The 25689-nt window shown below is 70.7% G+C and carries 23 protein-coding genes and 1 tRNA gene; 16 read left to right on the top strand and 8 right to left on the bottom strand.

What is annotated here, in order from left to right; translation table 11 throughout:
• The first annotated feature begins 47 nt into the window (after positions 1–47).
• A complete protein-coding gene (locus ACZ55A_RS11645) occupies positions 48–1256 on the top strand; it encodes a helix-turn-helix domain-containing protein (protein ID WP_468837654.1) in 1209 nt (402 codons plus the stop codon).
• A gap of 22 nt (positions 1257–1278) precedes the next feature.
• Here ACZ55A_RS11645 and ACZ55A_RS11640 read toward each other — a convergent pair whose 3' ends face one another.
• The gene (locus tag ACZ55A_RS11640; protein WP_468837651.1) at positions 1279–2673 is read right to left on the bottom strand and encodes an MDR family MFS transporter; all 1395 of its coding nucleotides are present in this window, start codon (positions 2671–2673) and stop codon (positions 1279–1281) included.
• Between the two features lie 307 nt (positions 2674–2980).
• Between ACZ55A_RS11640 and ACZ55A_RS11635 the strand changes: the two genes are divergently transcribed.
• A complete protein-coding gene (locus tag ACZ55A_RS11635) occupies positions 2981–3742 on the top strand; it encodes a phosphoglyceromutase (protein ID WP_468837648.1) in 762 nt (253 codons plus the stop codon).
• A 269-nt stretch (positions 3743–4011) separates the two neighbouring features.
• A complete protein-coding gene (locus ACZ55A_RS11630; RefSeq protein WP_468837645.1) occupies positions 4012–4260 on the top strand; it encodes an SCO4226 family nickel-binding protein in 249 nt (82 codons plus the stop codon).
• A 404-nt stretch (positions 4261–4664) separates the two neighbouring features.
• On the opposite strand, the gene phoU is transcribed toward ACZ55A_RS11630, so the two are convergent.
• Positions 4665–5342 (bottom strand): phosphate signaling complex protein PhoU, encoded by a 678-nt coding sequence (gene phoU / locus ACZ55A_RS11625; RefSeq protein ID WP_468837642.1) that lies wholly within the window; start codon positions 5340–5342, stop codon positions 4665–4667.
• 505 nt (positions 5343–5847) lie between these two features.
• Here phoU and phoR point away from each other — a divergent pair.
• Both phoR and phoP read left to right on the top strand, forming a co-directional pair.
• The gene (gene phoR, locus ACZ55A_RS11620) at positions 5848–7116 is read left to right on the top strand and encodes a two-component system sensor histidine kinase PhoR (RefSeq protein ID WP_468837640.1); all 1269 of its coding nucleotides are present in this window, start codon (positions 5848–5850) and stop codon (positions 7114–7116) included.
• Between the two features lie 5 nt (positions 7117–7121).
• The gene (gene phoP / locus ACZ55A_RS11615; RefSeq protein WP_466419800.1) at positions 7122–7793 is read left to right on the top strand and encodes a two-component system response regulator PhoP; all 672 of its coding nucleotides are present in this window, start codon (positions 7122–7124) and stop codon (positions 7791–7793) included.
• A gap of 89 nt (positions 7794–7882) precedes the next feature.
• On the opposite strand, the gene ACZ55A_RS11610 is transcribed toward phoP, so the two are convergent.
• Positions 7883–8527 carry a copper chaperone PCu(A)C domain-containing protein gene (locus ACZ55A_RS11610; protein WP_468837638.1) on the bottom strand — a complete coding sequence of 215 codons (645 nt, stop codon included), beginning with the start codon at positions 8525–8527 and terminating at the stop codon, positions 7883–7885.
• 837 nt (positions 8528–9364) lie between these two features.
• Between ACZ55A_RS11610 and ACZ55A_RS11605 the strand changes: the two genes are divergently transcribed.
• From ACZ55A_RS11605 to ACZ55A_RS11575, 7 genes are all read left to right on the top strand, one after another.
• Entirely contained in the window at positions 9365–9847 is a 483-nt protein-coding gene (locus ACZ55A_RS11605) for a CarD family transcriptional regulator (RefSeq protein ID WP_003953493.1), read from the top strand.
• Positions 9848–10301: 454 nt separating this feature from the next.
• The gene (gene ispD, locus ACZ55A_RS11600) at positions 10302–11048 is read left to right on the top strand and encodes a 2-C-methyl-D-erythritol 4-phosphate cytidylyltransferase (protein ID WP_468837635.1); all 747 of its coding nucleotides are present in this window, start codon (positions 10302–10304) and stop codon (positions 11046–11048) included.
• Positions 11035–11571 carry a 2-C-methyl-D-erythritol 2,4-cyclodiphosphate synthase gene (gene ispF, locus ACZ55A_RS11595; RefSeq protein ID WP_468837631.1) on the top strand — a complete coding sequence of 179 codons (537 nt, stop codon included), beginning with the start codon at positions 11035–11037 and terminating at the stop codon, positions 11569–11571. Before ispD ends, ispF begins: the two co-directional genes overlap by 14 nt.
• 129 nt (positions 11572–11700) lie before the next feature.
• Complete coding sequence (locus ACZ55A_RS11590; RefSeq protein WP_468837628.1) at positions 11701–12105, top strand: PPOX class F420-dependent oxidoreductase; 405 nt, start codon at positions 11701–11703, stop codon at positions 12103–12105.
• 155 nt (positions 12106–12260) lie between these two features.
• The gene (cysS, locus tag ACZ55A_RS11585) at positions 12261–13664 is read left to right on the top strand and encodes a cysteine--tRNA ligase (RefSeq protein WP_468837625.1); all 1404 of its coding nucleotides are present in this window, start codon (positions 12261–12263) and stop codon (positions 13662–13664) included.
• 127 nt (positions 13665–13791) lie between these two features.
• Complete coding sequence (gene rlmB, locus ACZ55A_RS11580; RefSeq protein ID WP_468837622.1) at positions 13792–14745, top strand: 23S rRNA (guanosine(2251)-2'-O)-methyltransferase RlmB; 954 nt, start codon at positions 13792–13794, stop codon at positions 14743–14745.
• Positions 14746–14899: 154 nt separating this feature from the next.
• Positions 14900–16531 (top strand): DoxX family protein, encoded by a 1632-nt coding sequence (locus ACZ55A_RS11575; protein ID WP_468837619.1) that lies wholly within the window; start codon positions 14900–14902, stop codon positions 16529–16531.
• Between the two features lie 685 nt (positions 16532–17216).
• On the opposite strand, the gene ACZ55A_RS11570 is transcribed toward ACZ55A_RS11575, so the two are convergent.
• The 3 genes from ACZ55A_RS11570 to ACZ55A_RS11560 form a co-directional block, all read right to left on the bottom strand.
• The gene (locus ACZ55A_RS11570; protein ID WP_468837616.1) at positions 17217–17945 is read right to left on the bottom strand and encodes a nucleotidyltransferase family protein; all 729 of its coding nucleotides are present in this window, start codon (positions 17943–17945) and stop codon (positions 17217–17219) included.
• Positions 17946–17975: 30 nt separating this feature from the next.
• A complete protein-coding gene (locus ACZ55A_RS11565; protein WP_468837613.1) occupies positions 17976–18392 on the bottom strand; it encodes a hypothetical protein in 417 nt (138 codons plus the stop codon).
• A gap of 338 nt (positions 18393–18730) precedes the next feature.
• The gene (locus ACZ55A_RS11560; protein WP_468837610.1) at positions 18731–19867 is read right to left on the bottom strand and encodes an ABC transporter ATP-binding protein; all 1137 of its coding nucleotides are present in this window, start codon (positions 19865–19867) and stop codon (positions 18731–18733) included.
• A 181-nt stretch (positions 19868–20048) separates the two neighbouring features.
• Here ACZ55A_RS11560 and ACZ55A_RS11555 point away from each other — a divergent pair.
• Positions 20049–20122, top strand: a tRNA-Thr gene (locus ACZ55A_RS11555).
• A 45-nt stretch (positions 20123–20167) separates the two neighbouring features.
• Here the strand turns inward: ACZ55A_RS11555 and ACZ55A_RS11550 are convergent.
• Both ACZ55A_RS11550 and ACZ55A_RS11545 read right to left on the bottom strand, forming a co-directional pair.
• On the bottom strand, positions 20168–21835 hold the full coding sequence (locus ACZ55A_RS11550) for a site-specific integrase (protein ID WP_088799326.1): 1668 nt from the start codon (positions 21833–21835) through the stop codon (positions 20168–20170).
• Positions 21832–22521, bottom strand: coding sequence for a transcriptional regulator (locus ACZ55A_RS11545; RefSeq protein WP_468837607.1), 690 nt, complete (start codon positions 22519–22521; stop codon positions 21832–21834). Before ACZ55A_RS11545 ends, ACZ55A_RS11550 begins: the two co-directional genes overlap by 4 nt.
• A 133-nt stretch (positions 22522–22654) precedes the next feature.
• Between ACZ55A_RS11545 and ACZ55A_RS11540 the strand changes: the two genes are divergently transcribed.
• From ACZ55A_RS11540 to ACZ55A_RS11530, 3 genes are all read left to right on the top strand, one after another.
• Entirely contained in the window at positions 22655–22849 is a 195-nt protein-coding gene (locus ACZ55A_RS11540; protein ID WP_468837979.1) for a hypothetical protein, read from the top strand.
• 221 nt (positions 22850–23070) lie between these two features.
• Positions 23071–24426 carry a DUF3631 domain-containing protein gene (locus ACZ55A_RS11535; RefSeq protein WP_371127280.1) on the top strand — a complete coding sequence of 452 codons (1356 nt, stop codon included), beginning with the start codon at positions 23071–23073 and terminating at the stop codon, positions 24424–24426.
• A 201-nt stretch (positions 24427–24627) separates the two neighbouring features.
• Entirely contained in the window at positions 24628–25542 is a 915-nt protein-coding gene (locus tag ACZ55A_RS11530; protein WP_468837603.1) for a DUF2637 domain-containing protein, read from the top strand.
• Positions 25543–25689 lie beyond the last annotated feature (147 nt).

The raw sequence follows: 25689 nt of genomic DNA, 5'->3' as shown, positions 1-25689 counted from the left end.
GAGGCATGGGTGACTTTGATACGGACCTGTGGTCCCACCCTCGGCTCATGGCGGCCCTCGCTGACGAGGACTGGGGGGCCGTCTTCCGTACGTACCGACGGCTCACGGGCGTCAGTCAGATGAAGCTCGGTGAGCATGTCGGCCTCGTCCAGCCCGATGTCTCCGAGATCGAGCGCGGGCGGCGCCGGGTTACGTCCGTCGAGGTGCGGCAACGCATCATCGCGGGGCTCGGCATCCCCCCGGAGCGGCTGCCGGTCACAGCGGAGGGTGCGGAAGCGTTGCCGGTCCCCGGGCTCGCGTTCTCGGGCACCGCGCCTGACGAGGACCTGTTGGCGCGCGTGACGAACGCGGTGGATGGTTCGCACCGGGTCGACAGCGCGACGCTGGACTGGCTCGATCGGCTCCTGGCCGAACACCGCAGGGCCGAGGACTTCATCGGCTCCCGGCCGCTCGTCGAGGTGATGAGCCAGCAACTCCGCACAGTGGTGAACCTCTACGCAGGCGCGCGTGGCCCGTTGGCGGAGCGCGTCGTACGGCTCGCCTCCGAGCACGCCCAATTCCTCGCGTGGATGGCTCAGGATCAGGGGCAGTCGGCCGCCGCACTGGCGTGGTACGACCGCTCCCACGAGTGGGCGTTGGAGGCCGGTGACGCCGACATGGCCGCCACGACGCTCAGCATGAAGGCCCATATGGCCTGGTCCGGCGGACGCGGACCCCGGTGTGTACGGCTCGCGGAGGCCGCCCGATGGTCGGCGCCTGGTACGTCACTGGGCGTACGGGGCATGGCCGCCCAGATGCAGGCACGAGGCCATGCGCTCAGCCAGGCCCCTGACGACGCCCGCCGTCTGCTCGATGAGGCACAAGACCTGATCGGCCGTGCAGCCGAGCACCCGGAGGACGAGCCGCCGTGGATGTACTTCTACGACGAAACGTGGTTCACCCTCCAGCGCGGCATGGCCGCCATGCACCTCGGCGACTGGAACGAAGCCACCCGCCACCTCACGACCGGGCTCGCTGTCCTCCCGGCCGACTACCGGCGGGACCTCACCTGGTACCGAGCCTGCCTCGCCCATGCCCACGCGGCAGCGGGGGAAGCCGAACAAGCCGTGGCCGCAGCCTTGGCGAGCGTCCCCGACGCATCCGACATCGGCCGCCCCCACGCGTGGAACGAACTGCACACCACGGCCTCGGCGCTCCTGCGCCGCGGAGCCCCGGAGGGCCGCCGGCTGGCGGACGCCCTCAGGCACTACGACTGAGTGCCGGGGCCGTCCCCGCTCGTCACACCACCGATTCGCTCTGCGCCGACGGCGAGGGGGAGCCCGAAGCCGACGACGAGGGCGAAGCCGACGATGACGCTGACCCCGCCACAGTCGCCGAGTCCGACGCCGACGCCGAAGCCGCAACAGACGCCGAGTCCGATGCCGAAGCCGCGGCAGGCGCCGACCCCGACGACGGCAGGTTCCGCAGCAGCAGCCCATAGCCCAGGGCCGCCACCGTGCCCACCGCCGCGCAGCCCGCCCACAGCGCGTCCGCGCCGTAGTGGTCGATGACCGTGCCGCCGAGCAGAGGGGCCGTCAGGGAGGCGATGGACCAGGACAGCGAGTACATGCCCTGGTAGCGGCCGCGGCCGTGGAGCGGGGAGAGGCGGACCACCAGTCCCATCTGGGTGGGGGAGTTGATGATCTCGCCGAGGGTCCAGACGGTGACCGCAACCGCGTACATGGCGACCGAGCCGGCCAGCGCGGTCAGCCCGAAGCCGTAGCCGGCCAGCAGGGCCGAGCCGATCAGGAGCATCGCGGGGCTGCGGTGTTCGATGAAGCGGGTGACCGGGATCTGGAGCAGCACGACGAGGACGCCGTTGACCGCGATGACCGTACCGAAGTCGGCGCTGGAGAAGCCGTCCTGACCCATCGACACCGGCATCGAGACGTACGCCTGCTGGAAGAGGAGCGCGAGGAGGAGGTTGAGGCCGACGACGGTCATGAAGCGGCCGTCGCGGAGCACGGTCAGCATGGAGACGGCCGTGGGGGCGGGCCCGGCGGTGTCCTGGGCGTCCGCCGTCGCGCTCGCGGCGGGCCGGGTCTCGGGCAGCTTGCAGAAGACGACCACTGCGCAGGCCAGTACGAGGGCCGACTCGCCCAGGAAGAGGGCCAGATAGCCGTGTTCGGCGATGAGCCCGGCGGCGGTGGAGGAGATCGCGAAGCCGAGGTTGATCGCCCAGTAGTTGAGGGAGAAGGCGCGGACGCGGTCCTCGGGGGCGACGATGTCCGCCATCATCGCCTGTACGGCGGGGCGGGAGGCGTTGGTCGCCATACCGACCACGCCCGCCACCGCCGCAATCGCGACCGGGTCCTCCATGAAGCCGAGCAGCGCCACGGACGCCGCCGTTGACAGCTGCGCGGCCAGCATCGTGGGGCGGCGGCCGAGCCGGTCGGTCAGCACCCCGGCGCCGATGGACGAGATCACGCCGCCGAGGCCGTAGAGCGCGCCGACCAGGCCCGCGTACGAGGCGGAGTAGCCGCGCTCGACGGTCAGGTAGAGCGCGAGGAAGGTGGCGACGAAGGCGCCCAGTCGGTTGATCAAGGTGCTGGTCCACAGCCACCAGAACTGTCGGGGGAGACCGGAGACGCTCTCCACGGCGGCTCGCCTCAGAGTGCGGATGGATGCGGACATGACATTTCCCCCGTGGAGCGGTGGCGCGGTGCGCGGATGCGGATGCGGAAGCCGAAGCGGAAGCGGTGGGTGCGGTCGGTGCAGTGAGTGCAGTGAGTGCAGTGAGTGCAGTGGTGCAGTGAGTGCGGCCGGGAGCCGCGCGCCCCGCGGTGCGGTCGGTCGGTAAGAGGCGCAGACGGCGATTGCAACCTACATACCGCTCGGCTCCCGCCGCCACCGAATTGACGGAAAGCGTCAAACGTCACCGGGATGCCCAGGTCCTGGACCGGGGCGAGGCCGTTTCCGGAATTGGATTACGCTCGAGGCCATGGCCGACGCACCGTACAAGCTGATCCTCCTCCGCCACGGCGAGAGCGAGTGGAATGCGAAGAACCTGTTCACCGGCTGGGTGGACGTCAACCTCAACGAGAAGGGCGAGAAGGAGGCAGTCCGCGGCGGAGAGCTGCTCAAGGACGCCGGCCTGCTCCCCGACGTAGTGCACACCTCCCTCCAGAAGCGCGCCATCCGCACCGCGCAGCTGGCCCTGGAGTCCGCCGACCGGCACTGGATCCCGGTCCACCGCAGCTGGCGGCTGAACGAGCGCCACTACGGCGCGCTTCAGGGCAAGGACAAGGCGCAGACCCTGGCCGAGTTCGGCGAGGAGCAGTTCATGCTCTGGCGCCGCTCGTACGACACTCCGCCGCCCGCCCTTGAGGACGGCACCGAGTTCTCCCAGTCGGACGACCCGCGCTATGCGTCGATCCCGCCGGAGCTGCGCCCGAAGACCGAGTGCCTCAAGGACGTCGTCCAGCGCATGCTGCCGTACTGGTACGACGGCATCGTCCCGGACCTCCTCGCCGGCCGTACGGTCCTGGTCGCCGCCCACGGCAACAGCCTGCGCGCCCTGGTCAAGCACCTCGACGGGATCTCCGACGCCGACATCGCCGGCCTGAACATCCCCACCGGTATCCCGCTCTCCTACGAGCTCGACGCCGACTTCCGCCCGGTCAACCCCGGCGGCACCTACCTCGACCCGGAGGCCGCCAAGGCCGCCATCGAGGCGGTCAAGAACCAGGGCAAGAAGAAGTAACGAAGCAGCCCAGCCGGCCCGCCCGGCCGAGCCCCCTGCCACGGATCCCCGTGTGCAGGGGGCTTTTGGGTTCGGGCTCGGCGGGAGCGCAGGTCCCCCGCACGCCGGGTGGCCCGCGGCGGTGCAACGGGGGAGGGGCCGTTGGCGCGAGCGCTTCCGGTGCGGACGTGGGGCCGGTGGATGCAGCATGGAAGGGGGCCCCGAGGGGGCCTGGGAGCGGGGGACCAGGGCGGGAACCGGGGGCGTCTGCAATCGGAAGGATGAGCCCGATGCCCAAGTTCATGGACATCCATCACGGTATGAAGGACCTCACGCCCGACCAGTTCAAGGCGGCGCACCAGGCCGACCTCGCCATCCAGAGTGAGGAGGGCGTGACCTTCGAGCGCGCCTGGGCCGACACCGAGTCCGGCGATGTCTTCTGTCTGTCGGAGGCGCCCTCGGCGGGGGCCGTGCAGCGCATCCACGAGCGCGCCGGCCATAAAGCGGACGAGATCCATCCGCTGGCGATCATCCTGTGACGGGTGACGCGCGACGGCCCCGGCCGGAGGGTCGTGAAACCCACCGGCCGGGGCCGCTGTGGCGCTGTGCCGTAGGGGGCCGTCGGCCTCGCTAGCAGCTGCCGCCGCACTGGCACGATCCGCCCGACTGGCAGCCGCAGCTGCAGCCGGGGCCGCAGCCACACGCGCCGAGCAGCGGGAGCCGCGGGCGGTCGACGGCCGTCGGGTGGTTCCGGGGCGTGGGCTTGGGGGAGTCCGCCATGGGTGCCATCCATTGCCTCCTAGGGGTCACCGGGTGCCCATGGGGGCACCTGGAGCCCATTGCAAGCCCGGGCGCCAAGGCGCGTCAACGGCGCGTGGAGGCACGCGTCAATGGCGCGCGGGGGCTTACGGCGCACATCCGCGCCGGTCGCCCGCCCCCGCTGTCATGCGCCCTCGACCGCCGTGGGCGGGGCGATCTCGTCGGCGTGCTCACCGGTCACGAGGTAGACGACCCGCTTGGCGACGGAGACCGCGTGGTCCGCGAAGCGCTCGTAGTAGCGGCCCAGCAGGGTCACGTCCACGGCCGTCTCGATGCCGTGCTGCCAGCGGTCGTCCATCAGGTGCTGGAAGAGGGTGCGGTGCAGCATGTCCATCGCGTCGTCGTCCTGCTCCAGCTGGAGCGCAAGATCGACGTCCTTGGTGATGATGACCTCGGCGGCCTTGGCCATCAGCCGCTGCGCCAGCTGCCCCATCTCCAGGATGGTGGCGTGCAGATCGCGCGGTACGGCGGTCTGCGGGAAACGCAGCCGGGCCAGCTTGGCCACGTGCTGGGCCAGGTCGCCCGAGCGCTCCAGGTCGGCGCTCATCCGCAGCGAGGTGACGACGATCCGCAGGTCGGTGGCGACCGGCTGCTGCCGCGCCAGCAGGGCGATCGCCCTGGCCTCCAGGTCGCGCTGGAGGTCGTCGACCTTCTCGTCGGCGGCGATGACGTTCTCGGCCAGCTTGAGGTCCGCGTCGAGTATCGCCGTGGTGGCGCGCCCGATCGCGGAGCCGACGAGCCGGGCCATCTCGACCAGGCCCTCGCCGATCGAATCCAGCTCCTCGTGGTACGCGTCCCGCATGTGTGACCTTCTCTCGCGTCGAGTGGTGGTGTGGGGTGTGTGGCGTGGTGGGGGGGAGTGGAACGGGGTGCAGATTGCCTGTGCCCACGCTCTCACGGTCCGTGCCGGCGCGGCCCGTCTCCCGGAGGGCGGTCTCCACGGAGCCGGTGCCCCGGTGCCCGGAGGCCGCGCATCGAGCGGAACCGATCCGTCACCCGCATCCTCACCTTGGGGCCGGATCGCGTCCTGCGGTGCCACCCGCGGTGAACCGGCACCGACGTGAAGGTGAACTCGGGGCGACGTTGCCCCTGTCCCGGGCCCGGCACCGCCGTTCACCCGGCGGTGCGCATACGGGACGGCACGCTCGCGCCGGTCCCCCTAGGGACATCCGGCACACGGCCGCGCGCCGCCTCCCGGCCTCCGGAGTGAACCGGTACGGACGCCTCGGTGAACTCTGGGCGACGGCTGTCCGAGCAGCGTCTCGCGAGGCTGGGGGAGTGTCCGACCCGGCACATACTCTGGAGTCATGAACGTGGATGCGGCCGTCGCCGCAGTGGCAGCGATCGCCGGCCTCTGTACCGGCGTCTTCGCCATGCTGGCGTTCCGCTGGAGCGAGCGCGAACAGGCCAAGCCCACCCGCACCTCGCTGCACATGGACGCGGTGCTGCCGCCCGGTGTCGACACCGTCCTGTCGGTGCTGCGCTCCTCCGCCGTGGTCCTCGACGAGGCCGACGCCGTCGTCAAGGCCAGCTCGGCGGCGTACGCGCTCGGCCTGGTCCGGGGCGGCAAGCTCGCCGTCGAGCCGATGATGCAGATGGCCCGCGACACCCGCAGGGACGGCGAGATACGCCAGATCGAACTGGACCTGCCGCGCCGCGGCACGGGCCGCGGCGAAGCCCTCGCGGTCTCCGCCAGAGTCGCCCCGCTCGGCTCCCGGCTCGTCCTGCTGCTGGTCGAGGACCTCACGGAGGCCCGCAGGATAGAGGCCGTCCGCCGCGACTTCGTCGCCAACGTCAGCCATGAGCTCAAGACGCCCGTCGGCGCGCTCTCGCTGCTGTCCGAGGCCGTGATGGACGCCAGCGACGACCCCGAGGCGGTCGAGCGGTTCGCCGGCCGGATGCAGAACGAGGCCACCCGGCTGACCAACCTCGTCCAGGAGCTCATCGACCTCTCCCGGGTCCAGAACGACGACCCGCTGGAGGACGCCGAGCCGGTCCCCGTCGACGAGCTCGTCGCCGAGGCGATGGACCGCTGCCGCCAGCAGGCCGGTGCGAAGCAGATCACCATGGCGACCGGGGGCACCGCCGACCTGAGCGTATGGGGCAACCGCGGCCAGCTCGCGGCGGCCCTGGGCAACCTCGTCGAGAACGCCGTCAACTACTCCCCGGCGCGCACCCGCGTCGGGATCGCCGGACGCCGGGTGTCCGCACCGGGGGGCGATCTGATCGAGATCGCGGTGACGGACCAGGGCATCGGAATATCCGAAAAGGACCGGGACCGCATCTTCGAGCGGTTCTACCGTGTGGACCCGGCGCGCTCGCGCGCCACCGGCGGGACCGGCCTCGGACTCGCCATCGTCAAGCACGTGGCCGCCTCGCACGGCGGGGAGGTCACGGTGTGGAGCGCTGAGGGACAGGGCTCCACCTTCACCCTGCGTCTCCCGGAAGCCGGGGCCGTACGTGACCGCGAACGGCCCGCGGACCTCTCCGCGGAGGGCCTCGACGACGAGGACCGCCCGTACGAGACCTTCAACGATCCGCTCCCTGCTCACCCAGCCCCGGAGGTCCTTCCGTGACCCGAGTGCTCGTCGTCGAGGACGAGGAATCGTTCAGTGACGCACTGTCGTACATGCTCCGCAAGGAGGGTTTCGAGGTCGCCATAGCGGCAACGGGCCCCGACGGACTCGACGAGTTCGAGCGCAATGGCGCCGACCTCGTCCTGCTGGACCTGATGCTGCCGGGGCTGCCCGGCACGGAGGTCTGCCGCCAGCTGCGTGGCCGCTCGAATGTCCCGGTCATCATGGTGACCGCCAAGGACAGCGAGATCGACAAGGTCGTCGGCCTGGAAATAGGAGCCGATGACTACGTCACCAAGCCCTTCTCCTCCCGCGAACTGGTCGCCCGCATCCGCGCCGTACTGCGCCGCCGCGGCGAGCCGGAAGAGGTCGCCCCGCAGGCCCTGGAGGCCGGCCCGGTCCGGATGGACGTGGACCGCCATGTCGTCACGGTCTCCGGCGGCAAGGTCGATCTGCCCCTGAAGGAGTTCGACCTGCTGGAGATGCTGCTGCGCAACGCCGGCCGGGTGCTGACCCGTATGCAGCTCATCGACCGGGTCTGGGGCGCCGACTACGTGGGCGACACCAAGACCCTCGACGTGCACGTCAAGCGGCTGCGCGCCAAGATCGAGCCCGACCCGGGGGCGCCCCGCTACCTGGTCACGGTCCGCGGCCTGGGCTACAAGTTCGAGCCGTAGGCCCGTAGGCCCGTAGGCCCGTAAAGCAGCTCAGGGGCGCTCCTCCGGACCGGAGGAGCGCCCCTGACGCGTATATGTGGCGTACGGCCTCAGTGACCGGCGTGCGCCGACCCCGCGGGCTTGGTGGTGGCCGACGGCTCGCCCGGCTCGGACGGCTTGCCCGGCTCGGAGGGCTTGCCGGACTCGGTCGGCTTGCCGGAGCGGGTCGGCTGCGGCACCTCGGCGGGCCCATAGCCCTTGAAGTAGCTCTTCGCCGGGACGACGAAGGCGGCCAGCTTGACCTTGCCGGTGGAGCTGAAGCTGAACGTCAGCGGCTGGGCGTTCCCGTCCTGGACCGCCTCCCGGCCGCTCGGCAGCACGGCCGAGGCGTTGCCCTGGCCGCCGATCACCACGGAGCCCCCGGCCGGCACGGTGATCGCGCCCGAGCCGCCGCCGGCCGGCGCGAGCTTGGCCGACTGGCCGCTGCCGTCCAAGGAGATCGCGGTCAGCTTCTGGTCCTTGGCGCCGTTGTTGAACAGCGTCGCGGTGACCACCGCCGGACCCTTGGCGTTCAGGTCGGGCTGGGTGACGACGGACGCGTTCTGGACCTTGATGTCCCCGACGGCGGTCGCGGCGTTGTCCGGCTTGACCTGCAGCGTCGCGGCGTCGCTCCCTGCCCCGCACGCGGACAGCGTGGCGACCGAGAGCGAAAGGACGGTGGCGGCGAGGACGCCGCGTCGAAGGCTGCGGCTCACGGCGGCGGCATCTCCTTGACGAGCTACGGCGGCCGAACGTTCGTGCCCGGTCGCGGATGGACGGCTGGGGCGGCGCTCCGTACGCGTCAGGACGACGGGTGCGTAAAGCCGCCTTAAGGGTGTGTCAGCGCCGCTAGGTTACCGAGCCGTCCCGGCGCCGCCGCACCCGACCCGCCCCCAGCGCGATCACCGGCCCGCTGCCGCCGCCCGCGCACGGTTTCCCGGTACGGCTCCGGGCCGGCCGCCGCTCGATACCGGACGGAAAACCGGCCGCCCGTTCACGCTCTTCCAAGATCTTCTTGAGAGCGGCCGGGAGAAGCCGCTCTCGAGAAGAGGAGCCGGTGAACCTTCAGCACGTCCGCCGAGAACACGCGAACGTCCGCCGAGAACACGCCGGGATATTCGGCGCGCGGCCGTTCGGGTGGCGTCGCGCCGTTTCCACCGGCCGGTTTCCCATGGCGAAAAGCAGTATTCGCAGGGAATGTGAAGGCCTCGCGGAATTGATCACACTCTTCGGCCGCCGGATGGTGATCAATTCGAGAATCGCCCTCGAGAGAGCCCCGAGCAGCCGAACGGAGTAGCGGAACTCGCTCATGCGGATCCGTGCAAAACGGGACGTTCAGCCTGTTGATCATGCCCTTCCCGGTGTGTGACGGGCGGGTTTCCGCTCCCCCGAGAAGCCCCTCCGACCTGCGAATACCCGTATCCGCGGACCCCTCGCAGCACGTCACGGCCGCTGTTGTCAAGCCCCGAGATATGCCCTGACCTGCGAAAACGCCATTCAGAACGGCCCGTTCCCGTGTTAGCATGGATAGCCACGGAAGGGGTACCTGTCACATGACGTTCAAGGTTGGCGACACCGTGGTCTATCCCCATCACGGGGCCGCGCTGATCGAGGCCATCGAAACTCGCCAGATCAAAGGCGTGGACAAGACCTACTTGGTGCTGAAGGTCGCCCAGGGCGACTTGACTGTTCGTGTGCCAGCGGACAATGCGGAGTTCGTCGGCGTACGCGACGTGGTTGGTCAGGACGGGCTGGACCGGGTCTTCGAGGTGCTTCGTGCACCGTATGCCGAAGAGCCGACGAACTGGTCCCGTCGCTACAAGGCAAATCTCGAGAAGCTCGCTTCCGGCGATGTGATCAAGGTCGCCGAAGTGGTGCGTGACCTGTGGCGGCGTGAGCGCGAGCGCGGACTCTCCGCCGGTGAGAAGAGGATGCTCGCAAAGGCTCGCCAGATTCTGGTGAGCGAGCTCGCCCTCGCGGAGAACACCAACGAGGACAAGGCCGAGGCCCTGCTCGACGAGGTTCTCGCGTCCTGACGACGCTGCCGCGTTGGTCATCCCGTCCAACGCAGCGACGTTTCACGCAGTGACGTACACAGCAACGACGTTCAACGCAGTGACTTTCGCAGCAGTGAGTTTCACAGCAGTGACGTTCAAAGCAGTGACGACGTAGCAATGCCGCGGTGCCCGAGCGACGACCGCCTCCCCAGCGGAGGGGTCTGTTGCCGGGCGCTGCGGCATATCTACGGGGGCACCAATTGCGGGTGAGGCGGCGACTGCCGACTTCGGCGAGGACCGCCGACCCCCTGTGGCGTGCCGGGCTCGGGCAGCTGCCTCGACCGCTGTCACGGAAGGGTCCGGTCAAGGCGTCACGCCCGGCACTTCCCCCAGCTCTACGAGCAGGGGGTACCCCCAGGCCATACCCACCCCGCCCGAGGAAACAAACCTGTCTGCGCCAATTCCGGGCTCGGCCCGGACCCCGGAGCCAACGATGTCAGATTCCTCCCGCCCGATCCGTACCGCCGCGGTGATCCCGGCCGCCGGCCGCGGTGTCCGGCTCGGTCCCGGCACCCCCAAGGCGCTGCGCACGCTGGGCGGCACCCCCATGCTGGTGCACGCCGTCCGTGCGATGGCCGCCTCCCGCGCCGTCTCGCTCATCGTCGTGGTCGCCCCGCCCGACGGCGCCACCGAGGTCGACCGCCTGCTGCACGAGTACCCGCTCGCCGACCGCACCGAGCTCGTGGTCGTCCCCGGTGGAGGGACCCGCCAGGAGTCCGTACAGCGCGGCCTGGCGGTGCTGCCGCAGGACATCGACGTCGTGCTGGTGCATGACGCCGCGCGCCCCCTCGTGCCGGTGGACACCGTCGACGCGGTGATCGCCGCCGTACGGGCCGGTGCGTCCGCCGTCGTCCCCGCGCTGCCGCTCGCCGACACCGTCAAGCAGGTCGAACCGCAGCCCCAGGGGACCCCGGAGCCGGTGGTCGGCACCCCGGAGCGGGCCCTGCTGCGCGCCGTACAGACCCCGCAGGGCTTCGACCTGGAGACCCTGCGCAAGGCGCATGACACCGTCGTCGAGGGCGAGGGTGCCACCGACGACGCCGGACTGGTCGAACGGCTCGGCGCCCCGGTCGTGGTCGTGCCCGGCCACGAGGAAGCGTTCAAGGTGACCCGGCCGCTGGACCTGGTCCTGGCCGAGGCCGTACTCGCCCGTAGGAGGGCCACCGATGGCTATGTCTGAGCCGACCCCCGGCACCCCTGCCGCCGCCCCTGGCGTCGTCGTCCCCCTCGTCGGCATCGGCACGGACGTGCACGCCTTCGAGCAGGGCCGCGAGCTGTGGTGCGCCGGTCTCCTCTGGGACGCGGCGGAGAGCGACGGCTACGGGCTGGCCGGCCACAGCGACGGCGATGTGGCTGCACACGCCGCCTGTGACGCGCTCTTCTCGGCGGCCGGCGTCGGCGACCTGGGGGCGCACTTCGGCACCTCCCGCCCCGAGTGGTCCGGTGCCTCCGGTGTGACGCTGCTGGCCGAGGCCGCGCGGATCGTCCGGGCCGAGGGCTTCGAGATCGGGAATGTCGCGGTGCAGGTCATCGGCGTACGGCCGAAGGTCGGCAAGCGGCGGGACGAGGCGCAGAAGGCGCTGTCGGCGGCCGTCGGGGCGCCGGTCTCGGTCTCCGGGACGACCTCGGACGGGCTGGGCCTGACGGGCCGCGCCGAGGGCCTGGCGGCGGTGGCCACCGCGCTCGTCTTCCGTACGGCCTGAGCCGGCGGCGCGGAACCTGCGGCGCCCGGCATTCCCCCGTACGGCGCGGGAACGCCGGGCGCCGCACGGCTGTTGAGGGACCATCGGGGTACGTGTGTTTCTCGGAACGGCCCGCAGGAAGGACCCCTCGTGACCGCCACCCTGTCCGACGACCTCAAGAACCTCCTCGACACCCCGGTCTTCGTGACCGTGGCGACGATCCAGCCCGACGGCAGCCCCCAGGTCTCCCCGGTCTGGGTGAAGCGGGACGGCGACGACCTGCTGATCTCGACGACCGTCGGCCGCCGCAAGGAAGCCAACCTCCGCCGTGACCCGCGCGTCTCGGTCGTCGTCCAGCCCTTCGACGCCCCGTACACCTACGCCGAGGTGCGCGGCACCGCCACGCTCACCACCGAGGGCGGCCCGCAGCTCATCGACGAGCTGTCGCAGAAGTACACCGGCAAGCCGTACGCGGAGTTCAACCCGGCGGCGGGGCAGGACGCTGAGCGGGTCGTGGTCCGGATCACCCCGCGCAAGGTGGTCGGCCGCATCTGACCGCCGCGCGGGGCGGGCCACCGCCGCTCCCGGCTGTGACGTACCACCCACGACTTCCGGCCACCACTTCCGGCAAATCGGACGGTTTTGACGGTTCCGTGTCCCCTTTGCCCATGCGTCGCAGGGCACTGCCCGGTTCCGACTACCCTGGTTCCGTGACGATTCGCCTGTACGACACCAGCGCCCGGCAGATTCGCGACTTCGCCCCCCTCACGCCGGGCTGTGTCTCGATCTACCTGTGTGGTGCCACCGTGCAGGCTGCCCCGCATATCGGGCACATCAGGTCGGGACTGAACTTCGACATCATGCGCCGCTGGTTCGAGTACCGCGGCTACGACGTGACGTTCGTGCGCAATGTCACGGACATCGACGACAAGATCATCGCGAAGTCTAACGAGCAGGGCCGCCCCTGGTGGTCGATCGGCTACGAGAACGAGGTCGCCTTCAACACGGCCTACGACGTCCTCGGCTGCCTGCGTCCCACCTACGAACCGCGCGCCACCGGCCACATCCCCGAGATGATCGAGATGATGCGCGGCCTGATCGAGCGCGGTCACGCCTACGCCGCGGACGGCAACGTCTACTTCGACGTCAAGTCCTTCCCGGAGTATCTCCAGCTCTCCAACCAGGAGTTGGACAACCTCCTCCAGCCGTCCGGCGAGGGCGAGACCGGCAAGCGGGACCCGCGCGACTTCGCCATGTGGAAGGCGGCCAAGGAGGGCGAGCCCAGCTGGGAGACCCCCTGGGGCCGTGGCCGTCCCGGCTGGCACCTGGAGTGCTCGGCGATGGCCCACAAGTACCTGGGCTCCGCCTTCGACATCCACGGCGGCGGCGTCGACCTCGTCTTCCCGCACCACGAGAACGAGATCGCCCAGGCCAAGGCCTTCGGTGACGATTTCGCCGCGTACTGGTCGCACAACGCCTGGGTGACCATGAGCGGCGAGAAGATGTCCAAGTCGCTGGGCAACTCCGTCCTCGTCTCCGAGATGGTCAAGAACTGGCGCCCGATCGTGCTGCGCTACTACCTGGGGACGCCGCACTACCGCTCCATGATCGAGTACAGCGAGGACGCGCTCCAGGAGGCCGAGTCGGCCTTCGCGCGGATCGAGGGCTTCGTCCAGCGCGCCGTCGAGAAGGCGGGCGTCGTCGAGCCCGCTGCCGAGGTGCCGCCGGCCTTCGCGGAGGCGATGGACGACGATCTGGGCGTCCCGCAGGCGCTGGCGATCGTGCACACCACCGTCCGCCAGGGCAACTCCGCGCTGACCGCCGACGACAAGGAGGCGACGGCGGCCCGGCTCGCCGAGCTGCGGGCGATGCTCGGCGTGCTCGGCCTGGACCCGCTCGACGAGCGCTGGTCGGGCGGCGCCGCTGATTCCTCGGGCCGTGGCGAGGCCATGCACGGCGTCGTCGACTCGCTCGTACGCCTCGTCCTCGACCAGCGCCAGGCCGCCCGCTCCCGCAAGGACTACGCCACCGCAGACGCCATCCGCGACCAGCTCCAGCAGTCGGGACTGTCGATCGAGGACACCCCGGCGGGCCCGCGCTGGTCGCTGTCCTGACCCCCGTCGCACCGTAGGCGGCCCCCCGGATTCGCCCTTCCGGGTGGCCGCGGGCGACACTCAATCCATACGTACGTACCCACTCCACGTCGCGAGACGTCGAGAGCAGTGAAGAAACAGGTGACCCATGGCCGGCAACAGCCAGCGCAGGAACCGCCGCACGTCCAACAAGAAGGGCGCGCAGGTCGGCAGCGGCGGTAAGCGGCGCCGGGGCCTGGAGGGCAAGGGCCCGACCCCGCCCGCCTCCGCGCGAAAGGGACACGTCAAGAACCGCGTCGCCAACGCCAAGGCCAAGCAGGCCGCGGCACGCCGTCCGGCCCCGCGCCGCGGCGGCGCCAAGGGCACGGCCGAGCTGGTCGTCGGCCGTAACCCGGTCGTCGAGGCGCTGCGCGAGGGCGTGCCCGCCACGACGCTGTACGTGCAGCAGTTCATCGACAGCGACGAGCGGGTGCGCGAGGCGCTTCAGCTCGCCACCGAGCGCGGGCTGAACCTGATGGAGGCCCCGCGTCCCGAGCTGGACCGGATGACCAACGGGCTCAACCACCAGGGCCTGGTCGCGCAGATCCCGCCGTACGACTACGCGCACCCCGAGGACCTGGCCGCGGCCGCCTTCGACGCCGGTGAGGACCCGCTGATCGTCGCGCTCGACGGCGTCACCGACCCGCGCAACCTCGGCGCGGTCGTCCGCTCCGTCTCCGCCTTCGGCGGCCACGGCGTGGTCGTGCCGGAGCGCCGGGCCGCCGGGATGACGGCCGGTGCCTGGAAGACCTCGGCGGGCACCGCCGCCCGCACCCCCGTCGCCCGCGCGACCAACCTGACCCGGGCCCTGGAGTCGTACCAGAAGGCCGGGCTGACCGTCGTCGGCCTGGCCGCGGACGGCGAGACGGAGCTCCAGGACCTGGAGGTCCTGGACGGCCCGGTCGTCATCGTCGTCGGCAGCGAGGGCAAGGGCCTGTCGCGGCTGGTCGGCGAGACCTGCGATCTGCGCGTACGGATCCCGATGCCGGGCGGCGCGGAGTCGCTGAACGCCGGTGTCGCGGCCGGTGTCGTCCTGTGGGAGGCGGCGCGTCGGCGCGGCTGAACGCGTGCCCCGGGGCGGCGCGTACACCACGCCCGCCACCTCGGGGCAAAACCTGACCCTCCGTACGGCGCCCGGGTATCCCGTGATCTTTTGACGGGTCTCGGACAGATCGGCCGGGTCAAGGCAGTGTCTTAACCGGGGGTCACTCGGTTAGATGAGCGTGGACACCAGAACACCCCGCACGCCTACGGGGGGACGCTCGCCGGGCTTCGATGACGAGCCGGGCCTGAGCTCGGTCAAGGTGCCGTGCGATCCCGCGCAGGTCATCGTCAACCACGCCAGCTTCCGGGTACAGCTCGCCGCGCCCGCGGCGGGCAACGCCATGGCCGACACCGCGCGCATCCCCGCCGTCCGGGACGCGAACGCCGGCGCCAGACGCCGGGCGCCCGTGGTGTGGAGCGGCCGCACCGCACCGGGCGGTACGGCCGGCGCCACCACCCAACTCCTGCACGCGGTGCGCGACGCGGGCATCGGCCTCGACGGCGGCCAGGGCGAGGACGTCGGCACGACCCAGGTCCTGCCCCGGGTCCGGCTCGACGACGGCCCCGGCCAGACCGTGATCGGCCAGCGCGGCCCCGCCGACTCCGACACCACCCTGCTGCGCGGCGTACGCCCCGTGGGCAGTGCATACGCCGACAACTACGCCGGCACCGCCCGCCGCTACCCCTACGGGGACCGCGGCGACGACGCCTACGACGACGACGGCTTCGAGGCCCGCGACTACTACGACTCCGGATCCCGGCGCCGTGTCCCGGACAGCGTGCGCCATGCGTACTACCCCGGGCGCCGGATGAACCTCGGCGTCGTCCTCCTTCCGCTGCGCATCTTCCTCGGCCTGATCTCCGTCTACGCCGGTATGGGCAAGCTCTGCGACCCCGTCTACTTCGACGGCGGCGAGCGGGGCTCGATGGTCAAGTGGCTGCTCTCGCTCGACCCCTGGGCACTGGCCGTACCGCTCCGCGACTTCGCGGTCGCGCACCCGGTGGGCGCCGGCCTGACCGTCGCCTTCCTCCAGGTCGTCGTCGGCGTCCTGACCATCTGCGGACTGTGGCAGCGCCTCGCCGCATCGATCGGCGCGCTGCTCTCCGCGGCCCTGCTGATGACCGTCAGCTGGCGCACGGTCCCCGCCTACGACGCCCCCGACATCATCTACCTCGCCGCCTGGAGCCCCCTGATCATCGCGGGCGCCCCCGTCTACTCCATGGACGGCCGGCTGGCCGGCGAGGCCTGGCGGCGGCTCGGCCCGCGCGTCGAGGTCGCCGACCTCCGGCGCAGGGTGCTGCGCCGCGGCGCGATGATGACCACGGTGGTCACCGGCCTGACCCTGCTGATCGGCTCACTGCTCGGCGGTGCCGTACGGTCCGCGACGGTCGCGACCGTCCCGCGGCCCGGTGAACCCGCGATCAACAACCTGCCCGGCTCGCCGCTGCCCCGCCCGGACAAGAGCGCCACCCACCCCGGGCAGCGCCACACCCACAGCAGCACCCCGCGCCCCGGTACGCCCTCCGCGGGCGCCTCCCACAAGGTCCGCAAGCCCGGCAGGCCCTCCGCGTCGGCACCCGGCACCGGCCGCTCCACGGGCAGCACCAGCGGCCTCTCCCAGCAGCCGGGCGCCACCACCAGCGCCCCCCAGCAGACGGTCCCCACCCGGGCCCCCGCCCCGACCACCCACGTCCCCTCCGCCGGCGGCACCGGCGGCGGCACCACCGGCACCGGCTCCTCCGGCTCCAACGGCTCCGGCGACTCCGGAGGGCGGGGGAGCACCTTGGGCGGCCTCTTGGGGTGACCCGTGAGCCGTGAGCCGTGAGCCAATGCTGTCCGGCCTGGGGTTCTCCTGGGGCCGCGGCGTTGGCTTTCCGGCCCGTCGGGTTCGCCGGCCGCGTCGGGTTTCCCGGATTCGTCAGCTTCTGCGGATTCGTTTCGGCCTCTCTCCTGTTTTTCCCCGCCGCCCACCCCCCTTCGGGGGGTGGGCGGGTGTATGTGCGCGGGTACGCGGCTGTACCGGGTGCAGCCGGTGGGTCCGGTGCACCCGGTACGCACAGGGGCCCGCGACGCACGGGGCGCGGCGATGCTGACGGGGAGGAGAGCGGCGGCTGGGATCGCGTATGGGCGGGGTTGGGTACGGGGTCGTACGGGCGAGGTTGTGTACGGCCGGGATCACACACGGCTGGGATCACGTACGGCCGCTACGGCAGGGATCACGCTACGGCCGGGCTTGGGCGCGTGAGGCTCCTCGGCGGGGGGCTGAGGGCGCGTACGAGGACCCGGGAGCCGCTCCCCGTGAGCCGCCCGCCCGCGGAGCTCTCACGGCCGCCCAGGGCTTCAGATCCGCCTCCGGCGCATCCGTTCCCTTCCGCGGCATCGGCTCCCCGGCGCGTGAGCGGAGCCCAAGGGCCACCGCACGCTCACCGAGACCGACGAGGCACCCTAGGTCTAGCTAGGGACTCGTCCGCCCTTAGCGCTCAGCAGCCTCAACCCGCCTGTGCGCTCAGCTCGTTGGCCGCCTCTGTGAGGTCCTTGGCGGTGTCGATGGCGCGCCAGTAGGCGCCGTGGGGGAGCGGGAAGCCGGCCAGGCGGCGTTCGCGGGCGAGGCGGGGGAAGGTGGTGCGCTCGTGGTCGCCGCGGGCGGGGAGCAGATCCGTGAAGGCGGCGGAGAAGACGTAGACGCCCGCGTTGATCAGGTACGGCGAGGGCGGCGCTTCGATGAAGTCGAGTACGTGGCCGAAGGCGTCGGTCTCGACGATGCCCCACGGAAGGCGGGGGCGGGCCAGCGCAAGGGTCGCCTCGGCATCGCGTTCGTAGTGGAAGGCGGCCATTTCGCGGAGCGGGAAGCGGGTCCAGATGTCGCCGTTCGTGGCGTACCAGGCCTCGTCGGGGCGGGGCAGCGAGCCGGCCGCGTACTTGAGGCCCCCGCCGCGGCCCAGCGGCTCGGTCTCGACAACGGTCGTGACCCGCAAGGGCAGTTGGGCCCGGGACAGCCACTCCTGGAGCACTTCGGCGAAGTGGCCGCACGAGACGACCGCGTCCGTGACGCCTTCCTCGGCCAGCCAGTTCAGCTGATGGCCGATGATCGGGGTCCCGGTGCCGGGAATCTCGACCATCGGCTTGGGCCGGTCGTCGGTGTACGGGCGGAGACGTGAGCCCTGGCCACCGGCCAGGATCACGGCCTGCGTGGGGGACGAGTACGGGGCGCCGGTCATGGATCGCACCCTATGCGGTGCGAGCGGTGGTCACTGGGCGTCGGCGACGCCGCTGGCGAAGGAGGTGTCGCAGACCGGACGGGAGAAGGCCTGGGCGCGGTGTGCGGCGCCGTACTTGGCGACCGCGGCCCGGCCGAGATCACGGGCGATGGAGGCACACGCCTTGGCCAGCGAGGGCCGCTTGGTGGTCGCCTCCTGGAGGTGCGTCAGGGCGACGCCGGGGTTCTTCTCCTGGAGCTCGACCAGCAGGCGCTTGCGCAGCGCCTCCTCGGGAGCGCGGTGGCCGGCCTTGGTGGAGGCCGTTCCGGAGGATGCGGTGAGCACCTGTGAGTCGGTGGCCGTCGTGGCCCAGGGGACGCGGGTGACCGCGAGGGTTCCGGAGAGCACAAGGACGACGGGGAGGACCAGGGCGAGAGTTCTGCCGATGCGGCGGGCTGCGGAGTTCACGTTCGCGATGGTAGCGAGGAGTGATGATTTGGCGACATTTGGTCACCTTATCGGGGGACGCAATGGCCCGTCGGTGGGGTTGTGATGTTGACGCACTGGTACGAAAAGCCGCGATTTGCCCCTATAGCGGCGGCGCCGGACAACCGGGCACGCGGCGGCGTCGGACAGCCGGGAGCGCGACGGCGCCGGACGATCGGGAGCGCGGCAGCGGCGTACAGCCGGAGGCGTCGCGGCGGTCCTCGCCGGGCCCGCACGCAGCGGCGGCGGTACGAGGACTACCCCGCACCGCCGCCGCTCCAACTCACTCACGGGGGCGCGCTGCCCCGTCCGTCTCCCGGTCAGTCGGAAAGACGCTCCCCGGACGACGTCGAGAACACATGCGTCTCACCGGGCCGCGGCACGACGTGCAGCTGGGTGCCCTTGTCCGGGACCTGGCGGCCGTTGACCCGTACGACCAGGTCCTTGACCTGGCCGCCGACCTCAGCGGTGCCGTACACATAGCCGTCGGCGCCGAGTTCCTCGACGACGTTGACGGTGACGGCCAGGCCGGCCGGTGCGTCCGCGGCGGCCTTGGACAGCGACTGCGCGGCGGCACCGTTCTGCTCGACGATTTCGAAGTGCTCGGGGCGCACGCCCACGGTCACCGTGCGGTCCCCCTTGTCGGCGGCCGCGCTCAGCGCCTCCCGGCTGACCGGGACCACGCTGTTGCCGAACTTCACGCCGCCGTCGGTGATCGGCACCTCCACCAGGTTCATCGCGGGCGATCCGATGAATCCGGCCACGAACAGGTTCGCCGGGCGGTCGTACATGTTCCGCGGCGAGTCGACCTGCTGGAGCAGACCGTCCTTGAGGACGGCGACCCGGTCGCCCATCGTCATGGCCTCGACCTGGTCGTGGGTGACGTACACCGTCGTGATCCCGAGGCGGCGCTGGAGACCGGCGATCTGCGTACGGGTCTGGACGCGCAGCTTCGCGTCCAGGTTGGACAGCGGCTCGTCCATCAGGAAGACCTGCGGCTCACGGACGATCGCCCGGCCCATCGCGACGCGCTGCCGCTGACCACCGGAGAGCGCCTTGGGCTTGCGCCCCAGGTACTCAGTCAGGTCGAGGATCTTGGCCGCGTCCTCGACCTTCTGTCGGATCTCGGCCTTCGGCACGCCGGCGATCTTCAGGGCGAAGCCCATGTTGTCGGCGACCGTCATGTGCGGGTAGAGCGCGTAGTTCTGGAACACCATGGCGATGTCCCGGTCCTTGGGCGGAAGGTGGGTGACGTCGCGGTCACCGATGCGGATGGCGCCTCCGTCGACGTCCTCCAGCCCCGCGAGCATGCGCAGTGAGGTGGACTTGCCACATCCGGAGGGGCCGACCAGGACGAGAAATTCGCCGTCTTCGATGGCGATGTCCAGTTTGTCGACGGCGGGCTTGTCGGAACCCGGGTAGATACGGGTTGCCTGGTCGTACGTGACCGTAGCCATGGTGAAAGATCCCTTCACCGGCAGGAACGTGCCGGACGATCCGAGTAAAAGGAGTGGTGTAGTCCACTGATGTGGACTGTCCCGTGACGCTACCCTCACCGCGCCCCGATGTCAGTAGCCTGGCTCTCATCAAATTCGTGAGCCCGGCACCCGGCCCGCCTGGGTACACTTCTTCCCGCACGCCTCCTTAGCTCAGCTGGCCAGAGCACCGCTCTTGTAAAGCGAAGGTCGTCGGTTCGAATCCGACAGGGGGCTCTTGTTACGCCGCGCTGACCTGGGGTTTCTCCCCGGAGAGGCGCTCTATTCGGCCTCGGACTCCTCGTCCGGGGCCGTTTGCGTGCGCGGTGCGTGAGCGGACGGGGGAACAGAGCCCGGCTGGGGTGCGGATTCATCGGCACCGTCCGCCACGGCTTCGGCTCCGGATTTCTCGTCCGCTTCGAGGTCGGCCTCGGTCCCGGCGGCCTGATCCGTCCGGCGTGCGCGAGGGACGAGGCGGGCAGCGGCCTCGGCGATCGCCCGGTCGGTCTCCGGCAGCAGGCTCGTGTACGTGTCCGCCGTGATGGCGATCGAGGAGTGGCCGAGCATCTCCTGGATGTCCTTCAGGTCGGCCCCGGCCGCGTGGGCGAGGGTCGCCGCTCCGTGGCGCAGGTCGTGGAGTCGGATCGGCGGGAGGTCGATCTCCTCGTACAGCTCGATGAAGCGGCGGGTGACGTTGGCGGGGTGGAGCATCTCGCCGTTCTCCTTGGTGAAGACGCGTCCGGTTTCCACCCAGGCGCTGCCCCACCCCTCGCGGTCCTTCTCCTGATGGATGCGGTGCCGTTTGAGGGCTTGGACCGTGTCCGAGTCGAGCGCGATGGTCCGGGCGCCGGCGTCGGTCTTGGGATCGTCCTCGTACACCTCCCAGCCGTTCACGACGAGTTGCTTGGCGACGGTGATGCGGCCGTCGTCGAGGTGTGTGTCGGTCCACCGCTGCCCGCACGCCTCACCTCGCCGCAGCCCGCGAAAGGCGACCAGGTGCCACAGTGCGTACAGGCGGTCCTCCGCGACGTGGTCGAGGAAGAGGCCGGTGTGCTGTGGTGTCCAGACCATCACGGGCGAGGGCTTCTCGCCGGTGCGCTTCCAGTGGAGGATCCGTTCTTCGGTCCACACCAGCGCCTTGGGGCGCTTGCCCGCCTCCAACTCGACGTGGGTAGCCGGGTTGAAGGTGATCAACTGCTGGGCGATCGCAGCGTTCAGCGCGGCCCGCAGGGTGGAGCGGATGCGCTGGCGCGTGGCTGGAGTGACTACGCGGCGGAAGGGGGCCATCTCAGCGATGGCGGCCTTCAGCACCTTGCGGCGGGCGCGATGTTCGCGCCCCTTCCAGGGGATCTGGGCAAGGTCCTCAATTGCCTTGCGGCGGGCCGCATTTCCCTCGGCAATCTCGACGTTGGCCTCGGCGATTGCCTCGAACATCTCCGAGAGGTGGCTGACGCGGAGACGGTCCAGCCGCAGGTGCCCGATCCGCGGTTTGAGGTGGAGGCGGATGTTGCCCTCATCGCGGCTGATGGCACTCTGCCGCCCCTTCTTGCCGGCCAGCCACATGTCCAGCCAGTCGCCGACGGTGAGGCGGCTGGTCAGGTCCAGGCCGTGGCTGAGGCGTCGCCGGGTCTCTTCGACGTTGGGCAGTGGGGCCTTCTCGTCGGCCACCTTCTCCAACAGTTCGGCGATCTGTGCCAGCCCCTCGGGATCGTCGGCATCGGCGAGCCCGAGGAGCGCGCGTATGTGGTCGAGGTCGGCCTGGGCGGCCTTCAGGGTCTCGTAGCCGGCGCGGCTGAAGGAGTGGCGGGTGCCGTCTTCGCGGGGCGTGAGTTCCTGGCGTATGGAGTACGAGCCGTGCTTCCGGTTGGAGAGCTTGGGGCATTTCTTGCCGAGCGGTTTGCCGGTGTGCGGGTCGCGGCAGTAGCAGCGGCGGTGGGTGGAGCCCTTCAAAGGCTGTCCTCCTCGGCGGTGTTGGGCTGGGATCCCGGCGGATCGATTTCGGCGAGTTCTGGTGGCAGGTAGGGGAGGAGTCCGCGGTCGCGCCGGATGAAGGAGCGGGCTACGCGGAGGCGCTGCTTGGCCGCGTCGATTCGCTCGATGCAGGCGGCCTGATCGCGGAGGGCCTCGGCCCGCTCTGCGGCGTTGCGCGCCGTCTCGACGGCGTATCGCGAGTATCGCTCGCTGGCCATCGCGGAGCGGGCCTCGCCGAGGGCCTCGATGTGTTCGCGCTGGTAGCGGAGCATGTCGTGGTCGGCCAGATAGCCGCTGTCCTGAGCGGTGAACCAGCGCATGGCCTCCCACGGGGCAATCCGATCCTCGTAGGGGAGGCGCTGGATCTCGGCGACGTATCCGATCGGGTAGATCAGGCAGATCGGGTTCGTGTGCAGCGCCTGGGCCAGGACCATGACGTCGACCAGAGGCAGGGTGGCGCGGCGGCCGGATTCCATGTTGGCGATGACGTTGCGGGGGATCGGGTGACCGAGGTCCGCGCAAGCGTCGGCCAGGTCCTGGGCGCTCATCCGTAGCTCCTTTCTGCGTCGGCGGACTTCGGCGGCCACGGTGGCCATCACGTGGTCGGTCCACTCGGGAACGTCGTCCTCGTCGTCGTATCCAGCATCGGCATTGCGTTGTGTCATGAGGACACATTAGCTCGGTCATTCTGGTAGGTGTGCGCCTGGAGCCGGACGTGATGGTCGCGTTCGCCGAGGGCTCAGTCATGGATGGAGTGTGTGTATGCGTGAGAACGGACCCGTTGGCGGGACGAAGGGGATGAGCCGGGATGACCTTCTGGCCCTCCCTGCTGCCGTTGACCTGGAGACAGGAAACCGGGCACTCGGGTTGGGGCGGAGTAAGGGCTACGCGTTGGCGAAGCGGGGCGAGTACCCGTGCCGGGTGCTGCGGCTGGGTAACGCCTACCGCGTGGTGACGGCGGACCTGCTGGAGCTGCTGGGCCTGGCGGCGTGAGAGCGGGGCACCGTAGCAGTCGCTTCTGCGCTGAGCTGACACAGAAACGCTGGACTGTGCCAGGGCGTGGACGTACTGTCCTTGGTCCCGCGCCGCGGTCGAGTAGCCGCGACACGTGGAGGGGCCCCCGGCGGGGCAACGCCGGAGGCCCGAGCAACACCCCTACGTGGCCTTGTGAGAACCAACCCGGCGGCAAGGGCGGGCAAGCCCGAAGCCGCCAGATGAGGAGCTGCCCTGTGCAACCTACGACACCCGACGCACATTCCCAGACCGAGACCGGCAAGGCGAAGTGGCCGGCGGTCGCGATCCCTGGGAAGCCGGGTGCCCACCTGGCCGGTGAGCAAGCCGGAGAGGGAGGCGAGCCGCGATCGGGAGATGGTGCGGCGCAGCGGCCGTCCGTACCCGAGCCTCGGACGGCGAGTGCTGGCGTGCTCATCGGCCCTCTGCGCGAGGGCGAGCAGGTGCTGGCCGAACTTCGTGCACAGATCGCGCGGTATGTGGTGATGCCGAGTGAGGAGGCGCTCACGGCGGTGACGTTGTGGGTCGCGGCTACGCATCTGCAGCGTGCGTGGCAGCACGCGCCGCGCCTGGCGATCGTCGCGCCGGAGAAGCGGTGCGGGAAGTCGCGGCTGCTGGACGTGATCACTGAGACGGTGCACAACCCTCTGATCACAGTCAACGCCAGCCCGGCGGCGATCTTCCGGTCGGTCGACGACGATGACCCGATCACGCTCCTGGTCGACGAGGCCGACACCCTCTTCGGCACCACCAAGGCGGCGGAGAAGAACGAGGAGGTGCGCGGCCTGATCAACGCGGGCCACCAGCGCAACCGCCCGACGCTGCGGGTGGTCGGGCCAGAGCACAAGCCGACGAAGTTCTCCACCTTCGCCATGGCAGCGCTTGCCGGGATCGGCGACCTGCCGGACACGGTCATGGACAGGTCGGTGGTCATCCGCATGCGCCGCCGGGCGGGGAAGGAGAAGGTGGCGCACTTCCGCACCGTCCGCGACACTCCGGCCCTGCACGCGATACGCGACCGTCTCGCCGCGTGGCTGAAGCCGCTGTTCCGGCAGGCGATGGACATGGAGCCGGCCATGCCGGTGGAGGACCGCGCGGCGGACACCTGGGAGCCTCTGGTGACCATCGCCGACCTCGCCGGCGGCGAGTGGCCTGCGCTGGCCCGCACCGCCTGCCGCGTCATGACCGACTACGAGGCCGGGCAGGACGAACAGGGCGGTCTGCGCACGCGCCTGCTGGTCGGTATCCGCCGGGCCTTCGCCGCCGAGAACGACCCGCCGGCAATGCGCACGAAGCGCCTGCTGGAGCACCTCAACGCGGACAAGGAAGCGCCGTGGGCGGACTACGGCCCAGACGGCCTGACCCCGCGCGGCCTTCAGGAGCGGCTGAAGCCCTACGGCCTCCACTCGTCCAACCGCCGCTTCCCCGACGGCACCCAGGCCAGGGGCTTCACCCGCAACCAGTTCCTCGACACCTGGGCGCGCTACTGCCCCGAGCCGACGCCTTCGGCCGGGCCCGCCCAACAGGCCGCCGAGCCGCTCCCCGACACCGGAGCCTGACCCGCCACGACTCGTACCACCCGTCCCCGCGCAGGTCAGCGCGGGGACGGGTGCCCGGCCCGCAACGGGTCGAGTCGACATCACGCCGCCACTCGTACCTGCTCTGACCAGGCATGCAACGAGTGGTACGAGTCACCACACCTCACGGCGCCCACCCCCGCGCCGGTGGCCGCCGCTCAATCCCACCCGGAGTGCCTCCGCTTGACTTCCCGCACCCTCACCAAACCCACCCGGATATCGATATCGGGCACCGATGCGATCCGCCTCGGCATCGCCCTGCTCGCCGCATTCGCCTTCGCTCTCTCCTACGACGCCCTGCGGCAGATGGCCGTCGCCGTCCACATCCGCGGACTGCTCACCTACGCCTTCCCCCTCGTGATCGACGGGTTCATCGCCATCGGCGTCGGCGCCCTGCTCATGCTCCGTACCGCCCCGACACGCTCCCGCGCGTACGTGTGGGCGCTGGTCGGTGTGGCCACCGTGACGAGCATCTGGGCCAACGCCCTGCATGCCGTCCGCCTCAACCAGCAGGCCCGCCACGACGACGGCCTACAACTCGACGACCTCACCGTCGGCGCCCTGTCCGCCATCGCTCCACTCGCCCTGGCCGGCGCCGTCCACCTCTACATCGTCATCCGCCGCCAGCCCGCTCCCAGCCCCCACGAGCCGGGCACCACCAAGAGCCACAACCCCGTCGGGCACAGCCACAACAGCACCGACAGCGCCAAGCCCACTGTCCCCGTGGGCACCGCTCACGATGCACCGGAGCCAATCGCAGCCGACGTGGCTCACGGCCCCGGCGACGTGGCTCGGAGTTCTGCCGACGTGGCTTCGGACACCCCAGACATGGCCGAGGACCCTCAGCCGTCCACCGAACCGCAGGACCACGAAGCCAGCGAGATCTCCCCCGAACGGCTCGCCATCGCGCGTACCGCACCACTGGGGCGCCAAGGCCGAGCCTCGCGCCGCCACATCGAAGACACGTTCCGCAGCCAGGACCTGACCATCGGCAGGAAGGAGGCGGACAGGCTGAAGGCCATCCTTCAGGCCGAACTCGACGAAGCCGCCTCCCAGCGGCAGGCGGAACTCGACGCAGCCCCCGTCGCCGCTGCCTGACCCCCGCGATCACGCCGATCGCCCCACCCTTCCCGCTCACCCCGTGTTCCCGTGCAGAGAGCGCGGGGACACGGGCACCGCCTACAGCGGGGCACCCGACACCAGCACCCACGGAGAACCGCTCCATGCACCACCAGCACCACGAAC

It is taken from the genome of Streptomyces sp. NPDC034111 (assembly GCF_055575375.1).
Note: the sequence above shows the minus strand (reverse complement) of the source record. Positions and strands in the feature narration are given on the sequence as shown.